General features: G+C 59.0%; 14 protein-coding genes and 1 tRNA gene. 11 read left to right on the top strand and 4 right to left on the bottom strand.

What is annotated here, in order from left to right:
* The first annotated feature begins 3 nt into the window (after positions 1-3).
* Both ACIOWL_RS05785 and ACIOWL_RS05790 read left to right on the top strand, forming a co-directional pair.
* A complete protein-coding gene (locus ACIOWL_RS05785) occupies positions 4-936 on the top strand; it encodes a 4-(cytidine 5'-diphospho)-2-C-methyl-D-erythritol kinase (protein WP_400382584.1) in 933 nt (310 codons plus the stop codon).
* A gap of 113 nt (positions 937-1,049) precedes the next feature.
* On the top strand, positions 1,050-2,420 hold the full coding sequence (locus ACIOWL_RS05790; RefSeq protein WP_400382586.1) for an NAD(P)/FAD-dependent oxidoreductase: 1,371 nt from the start codon (positions 1,050-1,052) through the stop codon (positions 2,418-2,420).
* A 19-nt stretch (positions 2,421-2,439) separates the two neighbouring features.
* Here the strand turns inward: ACIOWL_RS05790 and ACIOWL_RS05795 are convergent, their stop codons facing one another.
* On the bottom strand, positions 2,440-3,642 hold the full coding sequence (locus ACIOWL_RS05795) for a DNA alkylation repair protein (RefSeq protein WP_400382588.1): 1,203 nt from the start codon (positions 3,640-3,642) through the stop codon (positions 2,440-2,442).
* Between the two features lie 180 nt (positions 3,643-3,822).
* Here ACIOWL_RS05795 and ACIOWL_RS05800 point away from each other — a divergent pair, with 180 nt between their 5' ends.
* From ACIOWL_RS05800 to ACIOWL_RS05810, 3 genes are all read left to right on the top strand, one after another.
* Positions 3,823-4,248 (top strand): MarR family winged helix-turn-helix transcriptional regulator, encoded by a 426-nt coding sequence (locus tag ACIOWL_RS05800; RefSeq protein ID WP_400382590.1) that lies wholly within the window; start codon positions 3,823-3,825, stop codon positions 4,246-4,248.
* Between the two features lie 96 nt (positions 4,249-4,344).
* The gene (locus ACIOWL_RS05805; RefSeq protein WP_400382592.1) at positions 4,345-5,778 is read left to right on the top strand and encodes an MATE family efflux transporter; all 1,434 of its coding nucleotides are present in this window, start codon (positions 4,345-4,347) and stop codon (positions 5,776-5,778) included.
* 188 nt (positions 5,779-5,966) lie between these two features.
* Entirely contained in the window at positions 5,967-6,290 is a 324-nt protein-coding gene (locus ACIOWL_RS05810; RefSeq protein WP_400382594.1) for an HNH endonuclease, read from the top strand.
* A gap of 380 nt (positions 6,291-6,670) precedes the next feature.
* Here ACIOWL_RS05810 and ACIOWL_RS05815 read toward each other — a convergent pair whose 3' ends face one another.
* Entirely contained in the window at positions 6,671-8,461 is a 1,791-nt protein-coding gene (locus ACIOWL_RS05815) for an ABC-F family ATP-binding cassette domain-containing protein (RefSeq protein WP_400382596.1), read from the bottom strand.
* A 199-nt stretch (positions 8,462-8,660) separates the two neighbouring features.
* Here ACIOWL_RS05815 and ACIOWL_RS05820 point away from each other — a divergent pair.
* The 3 genes from ACIOWL_RS05820 (at position 8,661) to ACIOWL_RS05830 (ending at position 11,367) form a co-directional block, all read left to right on the top strand.
* Positions 8,661-8,735, top strand: a tRNA-Gln gene (locus ACIOWL_RS05820).
* 131 nt (positions 8,736-8,866) lie between these two features.
* Positions 8,867-10,318 carry a bifunctional UDP-N-acetylglucosamine diphosphorylase/glucosamine-1-phosphate N-acetyltransferase GlmU gene (glmU, locus tag ACIOWL_RS05825; protein WP_400382598.1) on the top strand — a complete coding sequence of 484 codons (1,452 nt, stop codon included), beginning with the start codon at positions 8,867-8,869 and terminating at the stop codon, positions 10,316-10,318.
* Positions 10,319-10,386: 68 nt separating this feature from the next.
* The gene (locus ACIOWL_RS05830) at positions 10,387-11,367 is read left to right on the top strand and encodes a ribose-phosphate diphosphokinase (RefSeq protein WP_400382600.1); all 981 of its coding nucleotides are present in this window, start codon (positions 10,387-10,389) and stop codon (positions 11,365-11,367) included.
* Positions 11,368-11,433: 66 nt separating this feature from the next.
* On the opposite strand, the gene ACIOWL_RS05835 is transcribed toward ACIOWL_RS05830, so the two are convergent.
* Positions 11,434-11,859, bottom strand: a complete 426-nt coding sequence (locus ACIOWL_RS05835) for a DUF1801 domain-containing protein (protein ID WP_400382602.1) — start codon at positions 11,857-11,859, stop codon at positions 11,434-11,436.
* A gap of 281 nt (positions 11,860-12,140) precedes the next feature.
* Here ACIOWL_RS05835 and ACIOWL_RS05840 point away from each other — a divergent pair, with 281 nt between their 5' ends.
* Both ACIOWL_RS05840 and pth read left to right on the top strand, forming a co-directional pair.
* On the top strand, positions 12,141-12,425 hold the full coding sequence (locus tag ACIOWL_RS05840) for a 50S ribosomal protein L25 (protein ID WP_400382604.1): 285 nt from the start codon (positions 12,141-12,143) through the stop codon (positions 12,423-12,425).
* Positions 12,426-12,455: 30 nt separating this feature from the next.
* Positions 12,456-13,037 carry an aminoacyl-tRNA hydrolase gene (pth, locus tag ACIOWL_RS05845; protein WP_400382606.1) on the top strand — a complete coding sequence of 194 codons (582 nt, stop codon included), beginning with the start codon at positions 12,456-12,458 and terminating at the stop codon, positions 13,035-13,037.
* 121 nt (positions 13,038-13,158) lie between these two features.
* Here the strand turns inward: pth and ACIOWL_RS05850 are convergent, their stop codons facing one another.
* Positions 13,159-13,914, bottom strand: a complete 756-nt coding sequence (locus ACIOWL_RS05850) for a DeoR/GlpR family DNA-binding transcription regulator (protein WP_400382608.1) — start codon at positions 13,912-13,914, stop codon at positions 13,159-13,161.
* Positions 13,915-13,943: 29 nt separating this feature from the next.
* Here ACIOWL_RS05850 and ACIOWL_RS05855 point away from each other — a divergent pair, with 29 nt between their 5' ends.
* The gene (locus ACIOWL_RS05855) at positions 13,944-15,161 is read left to right on the top strand and encodes an MFS transporter (RefSeq protein ID WP_400382610.1); all 1,218 of its coding nucleotides are present in this window, start codon (positions 13,944-13,946) and stop codon (positions 15,159-15,161) included.
* Positions 15,162-15,171: the final 10 nt, after the last annotated feature.

Genomic DNA, 15,171 nt, shown 5'->3' on the forward strand with positions numbered 1-15,171 from the left:
TCCATGGCCAAACAGCGTGTGGTCGCAACCGCTCCGGGAAAAATTAATGTGTATTTCCGTGTCGGTCCGCCTCGGGAGGACGGTTATCACGAGGTCGCCAGCCTCTACGTCGCGGTGTCGTTGCTGGAGCAGATCGACGCTACCCTGCGTGAAGACGGTGCGCTGCAATTAAGCCTGGAACCAGGCTCATCGGTGGTTTCCGACCCGGAGAATTTCCCGCTGGGCGAGCACAATTTGGTGTACCAGGCCGCGCAATTGCTGCGTGAGCATACCGGCTGTTCCTTGGGCGCCAACCTTCACATCACCAAACGTGTGCCGATTGCCGGGGGCATGGGTGGTGGTTCGGCAGACGCCGCGGCTACCTTGGTGGCCTGCAACGAGTTATGGGGCACTGGATTGGACCGTGAAGAACTTGGCCGGCTCGGTGCCCGGCTGGGTGCCGATGTTCCCTTTGCCCTGATGGGCGGCGCGGCCATTGGGCTGGGAGTGGGGGACCAGCTGGCCCCGCTGCTGACCCGCGCCAAAACTCAATGGGTGTTGATTCCAGCTAGTTATGGGCTTTCCACACCAAGGGTGTACGCCATGCTTGACCGGTTGCGCAGTGGACAGCAGGTGGCGGTACCTCAAGAGGTGGATCCGGATGTGATCGCGGCGTTAATGCATTCAGATGCGCAAGCGCTCTCCCAGGTCCTGGTCAACGACCTGACTCAAGCGTCCTTGGCTCTTGCCCCGGAGTTGGGAACCGTGCGCGACCTGGCCGAAGGTGCCGGAGCATTACGTGCAATGGTTTCCGGTTCCGGGCCCACCCTGGCGTTGCTGGTAAATGATGCTGAACATGCCGAACAGGTTCGAGCCCAGCTGGGAGACGAAGTTGGGGTGGCAACCTTGGCGGTCAGCGCGCCTGCCCCCGGGGCCAAGGTCGAATTCTCCGAGTAGCAGTACATCGTCTTCTTGTTGCGCTCTTGAAAGAAGGCAGGCTAGATCATAGGGTGAATCCCAAACGCATAAAGTGAAATGCATTCATTTGTGTCACGGTATGAAGGATTCTCATGCTCAATGGTCACGTGTCCCATTGGTGGGAGCAGATCGGACTGCCTGAACCGCGCCCCTCCCTCGCCGGCCACCACACCGCCGATGTGGTGATCGTCGGTGCCGGCTTCACCGGGCTGTGGAGCGCCTACTATTTGGCCAAGGCGCAGCCGGGGCTTCAAATCTGTGTGCTTGAAGCACACCATGTGGGGTATGGAGCCTCCGGCCGCAATGGCGGTTGGCTCACGAATACCGTAACCGGTGGTCGCGAACGCTACCTCAAGACGTCGGGGTACCACGCGGCTCAAGCATTTCAGCTGGCCATGAATGCTACGGTGGCCGAGGTTATTACCGTGTGCCAGGTTGAAGGCATCAGCGCCGACATCCAACAGGGTGGTGAGTTCGAAGTTGCCTACACCGAGGCGCAGGAAAACCGTTTGCGCGACCAGGCCCGCGCCGAGGCCCAATGGCTGGGGACGGACTGCCAGCTTTTGGAGCGGGAGCAGGCCACCGCGAAAATTCGAGTTGCCGGAACCCGCGCGGCCTTATGGCACCCGCACGCGGCACGCATCCACCCGGCCAAACTCGTCAAGGCTTTGGCTGAGGTTGTCGAAAAACTTGGTGTCAAGATCTATGAAAACACCAGGGTCAATGTCATCCGACCACGCCAAGTTGAAGCAAGCGCAGGGACGGTTAACGCCGAATATATCCTTCGGGCCACGGAGGGATTCACCGCAGGAATCAAGGGACATAAAAGATTATGGCTTTCCATGAACTCTTCGATGATAGCTACCGAACCGCTGAGCCAAGGCCTGTGGGATGAGGTGAACTGGAGCCAAGGAGAGGTGTTGGGTGATTTCGCCCATGTGTACATGTATGCCCAGCGCACCGCGGATGACCGTATAGCCATCGGCGGGCGCGGGGTGCCGTACAAATTCGGTTCACGCACGGACATCGACGGCCAGACTCCTCAGGTTACCGTCGATAAACTGCGTGATGTTCTGCATCGGATGTTTCCGCAGACGGTTTCGGCGCGTATTGATCATGCCTGGTCTGGGGTCTTGGGAGTGCCGCGCGACTGGGCGGCCACCGTAGGGCTGGATCCGGCTACCGGGCTTGGGTGGGCCGGAGGTTATGTCGGTACCGGGGTCGCCACCACAAACTTGGCCGGACGCACCCTGCGGGATTTGGTATTGGGAGAATCCACCGCTCTGACAGCCTTGCCATGGGTGAATCATCGAGCGCGCAGGTGGGAACCGGAGCCGCTACGGTGGATTGCCACCAAGGCTCTGTACGCAGCGTACGGCCAGGCTGATCGCCAAGAGGCAAACGGTCGTTCCGCTACGTCGCCGATAGCGCACCTCGCGGACCTGCTCACTGGAAAACCGTAGCGCAATCGGCTGATCAGGATTAGGCGAGTCCCTCCGGTTCGCCGCTCAAGATGAAGTCGGCTTGCTCGGATTTTAGGCCGTTGGCCTGCACGGTCACCGTATGAACTCCGGGATAGTACCTGCGTGTGGTGATGGGCCTGAACGAGTGGGATTTGCGCAATGTGACGGTGCCACCCGGCTCGATTTTTCGGGTGGCGAGCTTAAAAGTTTTGGTGCCGAGGGTGCCGTTGGCGCGCTGGAAACCGATGTTGTAGTCGATGGCGACGTTTGCCTCGCTGCGGCCATGGTTGGTCACGTGTGCGGTGAATTCGACCAGCCCATGCCATTCAATGCGGTGATGGGCCAGCTCTGGGACGGTAATCGACAAGTTCTCTCCGGAGAACCCCAAAAGGCTCAGGGCTTGGCTGTTGCCTTGTTTGGTGAGGGTCCGCAGCCCGTGCCTGAGGATCCAAGCGGTGTTGTGATCTGCTTTGCCAGCCCAGGCGGTAGCGGTCTGAAGCAGCGCGTCCGGATCGACTCGGCTCAGGTCATTGAGGTGATTGGCCACGGAGCGGCGTACATACTCGGCGGGATCTTGATAGCTCCCATCGAGAATTGAACGTGTTGCCCGCGGGTGGGCAACGAGCCAGGGGACTCGTTTGGCCCAGGGGAGGAAGGCCCGGGTACCTTCGGTGGCTAAGCGCCGGACGTGTTCGTCGTGGTGGTCTGTCCATTCGTTGGCGTGGTCCAGCGCGCGTTCTGGCCGTGCGATGATCAAATCGCGAATCGCGAATTCACAGGTCAGCCTGCCGGTGAGCAGAGCAAGTGTGTCCATCGCCGCGTCGAAATCTTCGCTGGTTCCGGAGGCCAATGCCCGGGTGGTGATCAGTTCCGAGACCGGCCAGATCATCCACCCGGTGAGCTGCGGGTCATTCAGCGCCTCGTGGATCAGCCTGCGGGTCGCGGTGAAGTCCTCGGGAAGGTCGGCGGCTAACGCATCCCGGACAACATTAACCCGGTCCCGCAGGCGCATTCCTGCCAGTCCGCTGGCCGAAAGCTTGAGTTGGGTTAGTTCTTGAGAAGCGCTCACGGCATGCAACGACGCGCCTAGTTGCGCAATGACCTCGGAGTTGATGAGCTCATCCATGGCTCCCATAAGGTTGTCCTCCAGGTCTTGGTGAATTGGCCGTTGGCGGCAATGTCGCAGGGGTTGCTGGCGCACGTTTGCGCGGTACGTAGTCATTTGGATTTTAGCCATTCACGGGGTGAAGAGATGCTCCGGCGCACGTGACCAGGTGGCGATAATACCGAGCGGTCGACATTGCAGTCGCCGATAGACTCTGTTTTTTCGGTTGGGACTATCCAAGACTTGATAGTTAGAGTTCTAACCATTAGAGTTCTAAGTATGAAGGATTTTGATGAAATGACAGCAAGCAGCCTCAACCTGTTTCGATGGGTTGGTTGGGCGTTGACCAAGGGCGGGGAAGACTGGATTCGCGAACGCGAGCTCAGCCACGCGCAGAGTTTTGTGTTGGGGTATCTGGTGCAAAACCCGGGGGCGATCCAGCGTGATATCGCCATGGCCTCGCGAACCACGGCAGCCAGCGTGACGAGCCTGCTCAAAGGGCTCGAAGCCCGCGGGCTGATTGAACGCCGCAGTGAATCCGGCAATGAACGCAGTAAAAATGTTTACGCTACGCCGGAGGGGGCGGCCCTGATTAGCGGGTTTGAATCCGCCATGCTGGCCGTTGAGGAATCGATTTTAGCGCCGCTGGATGAGACGGAGAGGACTACCCTTCACGAACTCCTGAGCAAAATCACCGCAGAACTGCCCCGCCCAACCCGCTAGCACTCCAGGGAAAACCACCCGCAAAATCCAAGAGAAAACTTTTTCGCGCCGGCACCTGCCGGCGCGCGCTTCACCCTGCCCAGAAAGGGGCCACCGATGAACAACACAACAATCGAAGAACCACCGGCTGGAAGCATCGAACGGGACCGCTGGTTCCTTTCTTCGGCACCCATCGTTCGGTCTCTGGTGCATTTATGCATCCCCATGGCCGCGGCGATGATTGTCGGTGCCATCTACAACCTGATCAACGCCGGGGTGATCGGTTCGCTACATGTCACCGCCTTTCTGGCCGCGGTGACCCTAGGCTCGCCCATCTTGGGGCTCATCATGGCGATCGGCAACGTTTTTGGTGTTGGTGGCGGAGCCATGATTTCTCGCCTGCTTGGCGCCACCGAACACGGCCCCGCGAGGGCCCAAGACATCAAACGTGTCTCAGCGTTCTCCTTCTGGGGCGCCCTCCTGACCGGAGCGGTTGTTGGCGGGGCAGGGCTGTTGTTTCTGGATCCGATCGTGTCGCTGCTGGGTGCCACCGATGACGTAGTGAGTGCAACACGAACATTCGTCGGCATTCTATTGGCATTTGTGCCGGTTCTCGCCGCCGCGGTCTGCCTCGAACAGCTAGTGCGCGCCGAAGGGGCGGCCCGCCAGGTCATGATCGGACTGATTATCTCCACCGTTATGAACCTCCTCTTTGATCTGTGGTTCATTCTGGGGCTGGGATGGGGAGTCGCCGGCGCGGCCCTGGCCACCGGAACGGCGAACCTGGTCCTGGTACTGTATTTCGCGCTGTGGCTGTCGAAGAACAGTGAATACGCCAGTCTCGCACCGCGGTGGCTGACCCTGTCTGCTTCCGTGACCAAGCCGGTGCTCGGCGTTGGTGTGGGAACGCTGCTGCAGTCGGCATTTCTCATTCTCACTGCGCTAGTTTTGAACAACCTGGCGGCAACGTATGGTGATGGTCCCTTGGCGGCTATGGGAGTCGCCGTACGAATCGCTCAAATCCCAGAGTTTCTTTTAATGGGTATCACCATGGGGGTCCTTCCGCTCTTGGCCTACTCCTATGGCAAGGGCGACGCCGGTCGGCTGGCCGAAGCCGTGCGCAAATCAGCGCTCGCAGTGGGTGTCATCGCGGGTGTTTCCTCTGTTGCGGTATTCATTTTCCGTGACCAAGTTTTTGCGTCATTCATTTCAGATCCTTCGGTGTTATCCATGGGAGTGGTAGTTCTTACCGCCCAGCTCGTGGCGATGATTGCCAACGCCTTGACCGGGCTGATCACCTCGCTCTTCCAAGCGACGGGGCGTGCGCTGGCGGCAACAACCATGTCGATGATGCAAGGAATCTTGTTCATCCCAGTGGTGTTTGCGGGCAATTTATGGTTTGGGCTGAACGGAATTATTTGGGCGCTAACGGCCACCGAAATTTCGGTTCTTGCCACCGGGCTGGTACTTGCCCTTGCTTCCCGTCAGGCAATCCGCAAAGGACTCAGCGAAGGTACCGAGGAACGCGCCGAGGCAACACTTGCGGCCTGAGTTCCACGGGCTTCGGCCCTTTCGCTCAGCTCAAAACGGTCTCCTGTCAAAGGCGTCCGGTGAAACACTGATCCACTTGATGGCATGGGCATGGATATAGTGGATAGGTGCCTCCTCGCCGAAAGTTTCCAGCCGCTAAACGGTCTGCCGCGGCTCGCGCGAGATACACACAACGCAGGAAACGCAGGTTGGCAGCCGTTGAGAACGACCTCACGCCGGAGCAGTGGGAAGCGCTTCGCGGGGCTTGGGGAGGATGCGCCTACTGCCAAAGCTCGGCTACTGCCATGCAGCGCGACTGCGTTCAGCCGATCTCGCGTGGAGGCCGCTATACGTTGGCAAATGTGGTTCCAGCCTGCGCCTCATGCAACGCGAGCAAACACAATGATGAAGTCACCGCGTGGCTGCGACGCAAGAAGCTTGATGAACGAGTGTTCCTCTTACGGCACGCAACTATTCTCGGCGCCCTGCTTCCGGCGGAAGACAATGGGTCTGAGCCGGCAGACCTGACGTAATTCCTTGGGAAACGGCAGGTGATGTCAGCATCATTCCCGCCGTGCGGCTGGATTTCTCCAGTTCCTTCAAGCTAATGATGAGACTGCCGGGGTATCGGTGTACGAACACCATCTGCTTCATCGAATCCAGGGTCGGCTTGTGGCTCGGCGCCGGACGAGGTGGACAAAAACTGATCAAAATTTTTGTTCAGCCATGGATCTTCTCACCGCCTGCCAGAATGCGGCATTCGTCGTGGCACCAGAGCACGGTGACAACACACCAAAAACTCTGGGCACCGCCAGTAGGATGCCGAACTTCGTAGAGTCCATGGCCATCCAGTTCTGACGGTGCCCACAATTTCTATTCTGCGGCAAACGCTGAGCCTGAAACGCGAGGGGTCTTAGCCAACGATTTCTGAAAGCTCAAGCCAGCGTTCTTCCAACTCGTCAACCTGATCTTGCAGTTCGTTGATCTGTGCGGTGAGCTTGCCCAGGCCCTCATAATCCGACTGGTCGTGAGAAGCCATTTGTGTGTGGATTTTGGAGATCTTTTCCTGCAGCTGACCAACCTTGCGTTCGTTGGCATTGAGCTCCTTCTGCGCGGCACGTAGCTCGGCTCCGCTTGGCCCCGATGTCTTGGGGGATTGGGTGCCGGAAGACTGCGTGGGGTTGGAGCCTGAACTAGAGCTCTTGGCACTGCGAAGTTCAAGGTACTCGTCCACGCCTCCCGGAACATGCCGGAACGTGCCATCCAGAATTGCATATTGCTGATCGGTCACACGCTCCAGCAGGTAACGGTCGTGGGAAACCACAATGAGTGTTCCTGGCCAGGAATCCAATAAGTCTTCCAAAGCAGCGAGCATGTCGGTATCAACATCGTTGGTCGGCTCATCGAGGATCATGACGTTCGGTTCATTCATCAAGATCATCAGCAGTTGCAGTCGGCGGCGCTGGCCGCCGGAGAGCTCACGGACCTTCGTTGACAAGTGCGCCGAGGAGAAACCCAAACGCTCAAGCAGCTGTGCGGGGGTCAGGTCCTTGCCGTCCACGTTAAACGTTGTCCGGAAACGCCCCAGGACTTCGCGGACCATGTCCTCGCCGATCTGGTCCAGCTCTCGGAATTGCTGGTCCAGCACCGCAAGTTTTACCGTTTTGCCGCGTTTGATCTTGCCGCTGGTTGGTTCAACGGTTCCGGCAATCAGGCCCAGCAAGGTGGACTTGCCGGCGCCATTGGCGCCAAGCAAGCCGGTGCGTTCGCCGGGGCCAATGCGCCAGGTGAAGGGTTTGAGGATTTGTCTTGAGCCGAATGACACCGAAGTGTCCAGCAAATCGATCACATCTTTGCCCAGGCGGCTGGTGGCCATCTGCTTGAGTTCCAGCGGGTTGCGTACCGGGGGAACATCGGCAATCAGCTGGTTGGCCGCTTCGATGCGGAACTTTGGTTTGGCGGTTCGTGCTGGTGCTCCGCGGCGCAGCCAAGCGAGTTCCTTTTTCATCATGTTCTGGCGTTTGGATTCCGTGACCGCGGCGATGCGGTCGCGCTCTACACGCTGCAGGACGTAGGCGGCGTAACCGCCCTCGAATGGCTCAACAATTCCGTCGTGCACCTCCCAGGTGGTGGTGCAGACCGCATCGAGGAACCAACGGTCGTGAGTGACAACCATCAACCCGCCGGAATTTTTCGACCAGCGATTATTAACGTGCTCGGCAAGCCAGGAAATACCCTCCACGTCCAGGTGGTTGGTTGGTTCGTCGAGGATCACAACATCCCACTCCTGCACCAGGAGTGCGGCCAAGGCAACACGACGGCGTTGGCCACCGGATAACGTGCCTACCGTCGATTCCCAATCAAGATCGGCGACCAGCCCCGAGATGATGTCACGGGTGCGCGCGTCACCAGCCCATTCGTGGTCAGCCATCTCGCCGACCACCGCGAAATGGATGGTTGAATCCGAGTCCAAGGTATCGCTCTGGTCAAGCACACCTACACGCAGGCCGTTGCGTTGGGTCATGCGTCCCGAGCTTGGTTCGATTTTGCCCGAGAGCATACCGAGTAAGGAGGACTTGCCCTCGCCGTTGCGTCCAACCAGGCCAATACGGTCCCCGTCGGAGATGCCGATGGTGACCGAGTCGAAAACGACGTGGGTAGGGTATTCCAGATGCAGGGCTTCGCCCCCGAGTAAATGTGCCACGCCTCTAGTTTACTTTCCGGTGCAAATCGAGCCGCCATGGGTGCGTCACTTGGCCACCGTGATGGCGGGAGGGATTTTCGGCCGGTTCGCCTTGGGATCTAAAACGAGTCTCAATACGGCGTTCGGCGATTTCACACAGCACCGCCGGTCATGGCAGAATAATGAACGTGCTGAGTGGGATTACCCACTGATCACATTTTCCGCCCTGGTGTAATGGCAACACGCCAGCCTTTGGAGCTGTGCATTCTAGGTTCGAATCCTAGGGGCGGAACCACTTTCCAAGCGTCGCTGTTGCGACGCTTTCTTGGTATTAAAGTTCGGATGCTCCCGGTGCGCGCGATAGACTGTCGTAGGGGTTTTCTTCACTGCCCAAAACCCCGAAGCGACCCGCAGGAGAAAAGCAACTTGAGCGATCAGGTCAACGCACCCGTAGCCGTTATCGTCCTCGCCGCCGGCGCAGGCACCCGAATGAAATCGGCTAAACCTAAAATCATGCATGAAATTGCAGGTCGCTCCATGGTTTCCCATGCGTTGCATGCGGCCTCGGCGCTCGAACCGCAAAACCTTGTTGCCGTTGTCCGCCACCAGCGCGACCTGGTTGCCGAGCATATCCTGAACCAGTTCCCCAGCGTCACCATCGCGGATCAAGATGAGATCCCGGGGACCGGCCGTGCGGTGCAGCAGGGTCTTGAGGTCATTGATCCGCAGCTTGAGGGAACCGTCGTAGTGACCTATGGCGATGTGCCATTGCTCACCAGCGCGGTGTTGTTGGATCTGGTGGCCACCCATGAGGCCAAGGGCAATTCGGTGACCGTGCTGACCACCGAGCTGGATGACCCTTCCGGTTACGGCCGGATCCTGCGTGATGCCAACGGAGATGTTTCCGGGATCCGCGAGCAGAAGGACGCTTCGCCAGCGGAGCTGGCCATCAAGGAAATCAACTCAGGTATCTACGCTTTCGACGCACAGCTGCTGCGCGCGGCGCTGAGTGAAGTCACCACCGAGAACGCGCAGGGCGAAATGTACCTGACCGACGTGTTGGCGATCTCCCGCTCGCACGGGGGCCGTGTGGCTTCCTCCCGGATTGATGACCGTTGGCAGATCGAAGGCGCCAACGACCGGGTGCAGATCTCCAACCTTGCCCGCATCTACAACCAGCGCCACAACGAATTCTGGATGCGCCAGGGTGTCACCATTGTGGACCCGGCCACCACCTGGATCGACGCTGAGGTCATGATCGGCCAGGATGCCACCATCAAGCCAGGCACCCAGCTTCACGGTGAAACCATCATTGGCTCCAACGCGGTAGTCGGCCCGGACACCACCTTGACTAACGTCGTGGTGGGCCAGGGTGCAACGATCAAACGCAGCGACGCCACCGATTCGCGGATTGCCGACGGAGCCTCGGTGGGTCCGTTCGCGTACCTGCGTCCGGGCACCGATTTGGGCGCCGACGGCAAGATCGGCGCCTTCTATGAAACCAAAAACGTGACCATTGGTCGCGGTTCCAAACTCTCGCACCTTGGATATGCCGGGGATGCTGAAATCGGTGAGTTCACCAACATTGGTTGTGGAAACATCACCGCGAATTACGACGGCGAAAAGAAACATCGGACCAAGATCGGTTCGCATGTGCGCACCAGTTCGAATACCGTGTTTGTCGCCCCGGTGGAAATCGGGGACGGCGCCTACACCGGTGCCGGCGCAGTCGTCCGCAAAAACGTCCCGGCCGGTGCCTTGGCACTGTCCGTGGCTCCGCAGCGCAACACCGAGGGCTGGACGCTGGAAAAACGTCCCGGTACTTCTTCGGCTGACGCCGCGTTCAAATCCTCGCTGAACTCCTCGGTTTCCGAGTAGTCCGGTACGGATACATTTTCCTCAGTACACCTCATTTGTGATAGCGAAGCGAGCGAGAAGACATAACCATGAGTGAACTCAGCCATAACGTCGACCGAAAGCTGGTTCTGGCGTCCGGACGCGCACACCCGGAGCTGGCGGTCGAAGTGGCCAAGGCCCTGAACACCGAACTGCTTCCACTGAACGCGTATGACTTCGCCAACGGCGAGATCTACGTACGTTCGGACGAGTCGGTGCGCGGCAAGGACGTGTTCCTGATCCAGTCCTACCCGGCCCCGCTGAACAACTGGCTGATGGAACAGTTGATCATGATTGATTCGATGAAGCGCGCCAGCGCCCAGCGCATCACCGTGGTTGCACCGTTCTACCCGTATGCGCGCCAGGACAAAAAGGGCCGTGGCCGCGAGCCGATCTCGGCACGTCTGGTTGCCGACCTGTTCAAGACCGCTGGCGCGGACCGCGTGATCACCTGCGACCTGCACACCGCGCAGATCCAGGGCTTCTTTGACGGCCCGGTTGACCACCTGTTCGGTTTCCCGCTGCTTGCCGATTACATCAAGACCAAGGTTGATGTGGACGAAGTCACCGTGGTGTCCCCTGATACCGGACGCGTCCGCGTGGCTGAACAGTGGGCCGAGCGTTTGGGCGGTGCGCCGCTGGCATTTGTGCACAAGTCCCGCGACCTCACCGTGCCGAACCAGGCTGAATCCAAGACCGTGGTGGGTCAGGTTGAAGGCCGCACCGCGATCCTGATTGATGACATGATCGACACCGGCGGAACCATCGCCGGAGCCGTGCGTGTGCTGAAGGAAGCCGGCGCCAAAGACGTGATCATCGCCGCGACCCACGCAGTCTTCTCCGATCCTGCCGCGCAGCGTCTGGCTGAATGCGGTGCCCGCGAGGTTGTTGTCACCAACACCCTGCCGATTCCGGAAGACAAACGATTCGAGAACCTCACCGTGCTTTCGATCGCCCCGATGCTCGCTCGCGCGATCTCCGAGGTGTTCCACGACGGTTCGGTCACGAACCTCTTCGACGGCCGCGCCTAGCAGCCCTCGTTTCGCAAAGCCGTTGGCCGGTACCCCTTGGGGGTGCCGGCCAACGGCCGTTAAACCCTAGAGTGCACTCTCGGATAGCGTCTCCTGCTGCGAACGAAAAATGAGTTCGCGCAGGATTTTTTGATCCACCAAGGACAACCTGGTCAGATAGAGGCACACTTTGCTGCTGCGGTGTTTTCCAAGCTGTTGCATCAGTTCGGGCCAGCGCTCGGCGAAGTCGGTGACCAGGTAAATGGTGTGGTTGCTTGGGCCCGGCGCAAACGCCAGAAGCGGCGCAATACCACCGCGTCCGGAGTCATAGCGGTACTCGTATTGCCCGAATCCTAGGATTCGTCCCGCCCAGACGACCGGCTCAGCGCCTGAAAGCTCGCGAAAAAGCTCAACTAGTTGATCCACCTCGGCACGCCGGGGACCGGAGGCGCGATCCAGCACCGGCCCAAGGGGAAGATCGGACGGCGACATTGCAGGTGCTTTGGAGGCCATGGGATTTCCTTTCCGCCTGGCGTGGCGGTTGATCCTGATTGCTGGTTGCACTCAACGCTACCGTGAGGAGCCAACCAGTGCCTGTGTTCTGCGCAACAGGTTTTTGTGCTGGTGCGGGGAACTGCTAAAATTATTGATTGTGCCCAGGCGAGGGAAACACCAGTGATGGTGGGACCGTTATCGACAAGGCCGGAAAAGCTCTTGCATCTCTTAGATGTTGGTTGCTTCCCGAGTCCACGCAAGGGCCTAAACGAAGCAATTATTCCCTAAGGAGAACCATCATGGCATCTGTCAACCTTGACGCCGTTGTACGCACCGATTTCGGTAAGGGCGCTTCCCGCCAGGCACGCCGCGCCGGCCAGATCCCTGCAGTAATTTACGGTGCAGGCTCCGAGCCGCAGCACGTTCTGCTGCCAGGCCGCGAAACCACCCTGGCCGTTCGCGACCGCGGTGTTGAGCTGGTCCTGAACATCGAGGGCACCGAAGTTAAGGCAACCATCAAGGAAATCCAGATCCACGCGCTTAACCGCACCGTTGATCACCTGGACCTGCTGGTCGCTGCCTAAGCATTGTCAACAGGCATTTAGCTAAGCATCATGAGTAGTGACAATTGGCTCGTAGCCGGGCTCGGGAATCCCGGGCCCGGCTACGCTGGCAACAGGCACAATGTCGGGCAGATGGTGCTCGATGAGCTGGCCAAACGCGCCGGTTCGAAATTCAAGACCCATGCCTCCCGGGCCCAAGTTATCCAGGGGCGACTGGGGGTGGGCGGTCCGCGTGTGGTGCTGGCCAAACCGATGACCTACATGAACCTTTCCGGTGGTCCGGTGGGCAACCTGGCGAAGTTCTTCGGTCTTGGCGTTGAGAACCTCATTGTGGTCCATGATGAGATCGACATACCCTTCGACACCATCAAACTCAAACGCGGTGGGGGAGAAGGCGGCCACAACGGGCTGCGCGATATCTCCAAGGCCATGGGTTCCAAAGACTATCTGCGGGTACGCACCGGCGTCGGGCGACCTCCTGGCAGGATGGACACGGCTGACTGGGTGCTCCAAGACTTTTCTAAGTCAGAAAAGCAGGCATTGCCATTCTTGATCGACAATGCGGCTGACGCCGTTGAACTGTTGATGGCCCAGGGGCTGGAAGCAGCTCAAGGCAAGTTCCACACCGCCTAAGTGTTTCAGGCTCGCCCCGGACTCCGGTTCCGGGGCGATTTCTTAGAAGTGTGTGAAAAATGTCTTCCCCTCATGTTGCGAGGCCAGCTTCGATTCCACCGGTCGCTGTCGCGGCAGCCCTCTAAACGAGCAGCACTTCGATGCCTTGCGTGCGCGCTTCATACAGAACAGCTGGTGGGGCGTCGGCAGTTGTGATGATCATGTCCACATCGGACAGTTCACCGAATCGATGCGCCGCGGTGCGGGTGAACTTGTCTGCCGTCGCCACCAAAATAATTCGCCGGGAGGCCTTGAGGATCGCGCGTTTCATGTGCGCGTCATTCCACTGCGCAACGGTTAACCCATTCTCTGGATCCGCCGCGCAGGCTCCAATGATTGCCGTATCGAATCGCATGGCGGTCACGGCGTCCGCCACTGATGCACCGGTGAAAGACAGATCGTCGTAGCCGATGGTGCCGCCGGGAACGATTACTTCGTTGCCAGGTGTACGATTGAGCGCCGCGGCGGCCCGCAGGGAGAGAGCCATTGCCGTAATGCCGGTCCCGGCCAGTTCATGGGCGACAGCCAGCGCGGTGGTGCCACTATCAATAACAACGCAGTCGCCCGCAGTGATCTGTGCTGCGGCAAGTTGCGCAAGCGCCCGTTTTGTTTCCGTGGACTCTGCCTGACGAAGGTCGAAGGGATACTCCGACCCTCGTGCGACGGCAGGTGCGGCGCCGCCGCGCACACGACGCAGCGCTCCCTGTTCGGCGAGTTCCATGAGATCCCTGCGAATGGTGATCGCTGAAGATCCGGTTAACTCGACAAGATCACCAACACTTCGCGCACCGGCGTCAACGATCCTAATGATCATTCGGAGCCGTTCTGATCGTTGCATGTGATCATTTTGATACATAAATTGCTCATATGGCAACTCAGATCAAATCAAAACTTCGGGCGCCCTTCGGCGTCGGCATGATGTTTGCAAGTAATGGAGCGATTTTCGCAGCACTGCTCCCGTGGTATCCGCTGGTCGCTGAACGGTTAGGGTTGAGCTCTATCGAGTTTGGGTTCATCGTTGCGTCATTTGCCGTCGGCGCGCTCCTCTCCTCAGCGCTTCCAGCGCCACTGATTGCCCGGTTCGGGGCGATTAAGGTGGCGATTGCCGGAACCCTCTTGCTGGCTCTGGCTATTGCTGGTGCAGCTTGGGCTGGCACCGGATGGGCTTTCGCACTGTGTATTTTCCTTGCGGGGTTTTTCGACGCGATCGTTGATGTCGCGCAAAACGTTGCGGGAATTCGTGTACAAGACACGGTCCAACGATCCATCTTGTCCTCAATGCACGCACTGTGGAGTTTGGGAGCACTGTTAAGTGGACTGCTCGCCACTGCAGTGGCCGCGTCAGGATTCATGGATATGCGCAGTTATCTCGCTCTCGTCGCTGTGACTTGTGTCGTTTTGGTTACCGCCGGCGGATTATTGGTTGGCCAGTCAGCAAGCCGCCAGGACCTTGAGACAAAAAACAATGCCGGGTCACACTCCCGCCGGCAACTTTTCCGTTTGGTTTTCCTAGCTTCACTTCCGCTGATCGTGATTGCGATCTGCGGAACCGTTGTCGAGGATATTGCGAACAACTGGGCCGCCATGGCTGGAGTTCAAATTGGCGGGTTAACTCCGCAAACCGCTGGTGTGGTGTACTCGGTTATGGTGGGCAGTCAATGTGTTGGGCGCTTCACCGGGGATCTGCTGATCCAGCGTTACGGATCATCACTTGTTGCACGTCTTGGGGGACTGCTCACGGCGACCGGTGGGATCTTGGTGGTCGCCACAACCGGAAACACCCTCTTGCTCTTCCTGGGGCTTGCATTGGCCGGGTATGGTTCGGCGACCCTCGTGCCAAGTGCGCTGAGTGCCGCGGCAAAAATTCCCGGGGTGACTGAAGGCGCTGGGGTCACGCTTGTCAGCTGGCTCATGCGGGTGGGGTTCTTGGCGACAAGCCCAATCATTGGCACCGTCACCAACAGCATCGGTTTACGTTGGGGCTTGGGTGCGCTGATGATCGTTGGTGTCGCTACCTTCTTGCTCGCGCCGTCGTTGAGAACTGCGGGGGAGCCGATTGCCGCCGATACCGAATCGCTTACTTGAGAGTCACAGG

The organism is Glutamicibacter sp. NPDC087344 (genome assembly GCF_044744225.1).
GTDB lineage: Bacteria > Actinomycetota > Actinomycetes > Actinomycetales > Micrococcaceae > Glutamicibacter.

What these genes read in the sequence shown, in the direction of transcription:
- ACIOWL_RS05805 (WP_400382592.1), top strand. Translation starts at nt 4,345, where the DNA reads ATGAACAACACAACAATCGAAGAACCACCGGCTGGAAGCATCGAACGG.
- ACIOWL_RS05830 (WP_400382600.1), top strand. Translation starts at nt 10,387, where the DNA reads ATGAGTGAACTCAGCCATAACGTCGACCGAAAGCTGGTTCTGGCGTCC.
- ACIOWL_RS05785 (WP_400382584.1), top strand. Translation starts at nt 4, where the DNA reads ATGGCCAAACAGCGTGTGGTCGCAACCGCTCCGGGAAAAATTAATGTG.
- ACIOWL_RS05795 (WP_400382588.1), bottom strand. Translation starts at nt 3,642, where the DNA reads ATGACTACGTACCGCGCAAACGTGCGCCAGCAACCCCTGCGACATTGC.
- pth (WP_400382606.1), top strand. Translation starts at nt 12,456, where the DNA reads ATGAGTAGTGACAATTGGCTCGTAGCCGGGCTCGGGAATCCCGGGCCC.
- ACIOWL_RS05850 (WP_400382608.1), bottom strand. Translation starts at nt 13,914, where the DNA reads ATGCAACGATCAGAACGGCTCCGAATGATCATTAGGATCGTTGACGCC.
- ACIOWL_RS05835 (WP_400382602.1), bottom strand. Translation starts at nt 11,859, where the DNA reads ATGGCCTCCAAAGCACCTGCAATGTCGCCGTCCGATCTTCCCCTTGGG.
- ACIOWL_RS05840 (WP_400382604.1), top strand. Translation starts at nt 12,141, where the DNA reads ATGGCATCTGTCAACCTTGACGCCGTTGTACGCACCGATTTCGGTAAG.
- ACIOWL_RS05790 (WP_400382586.1), top strand. Translation starts at nt 1,050, where the DNA reads ATGCTCAATGGTCACGTGTCCCATTGGTGGGAGCAGATCGGACTGCCT.
- ACIOWL_RS05855 (WP_400382610.1), top strand. Translation starts at nt 13,944, where the DNA reads ATGGCAACTCAGATCAAATCAAAACTTCGGGCGCCCTTCGGCGTCGGC.
- ACIOWL_RS05800 (WP_400382590.1), top strand. Translation starts at nt 3,823, where the DNA reads ATGACAGCAAGCAGCCTCAACCTGTTTCGATGGGTTGGTTGGGCGTTG.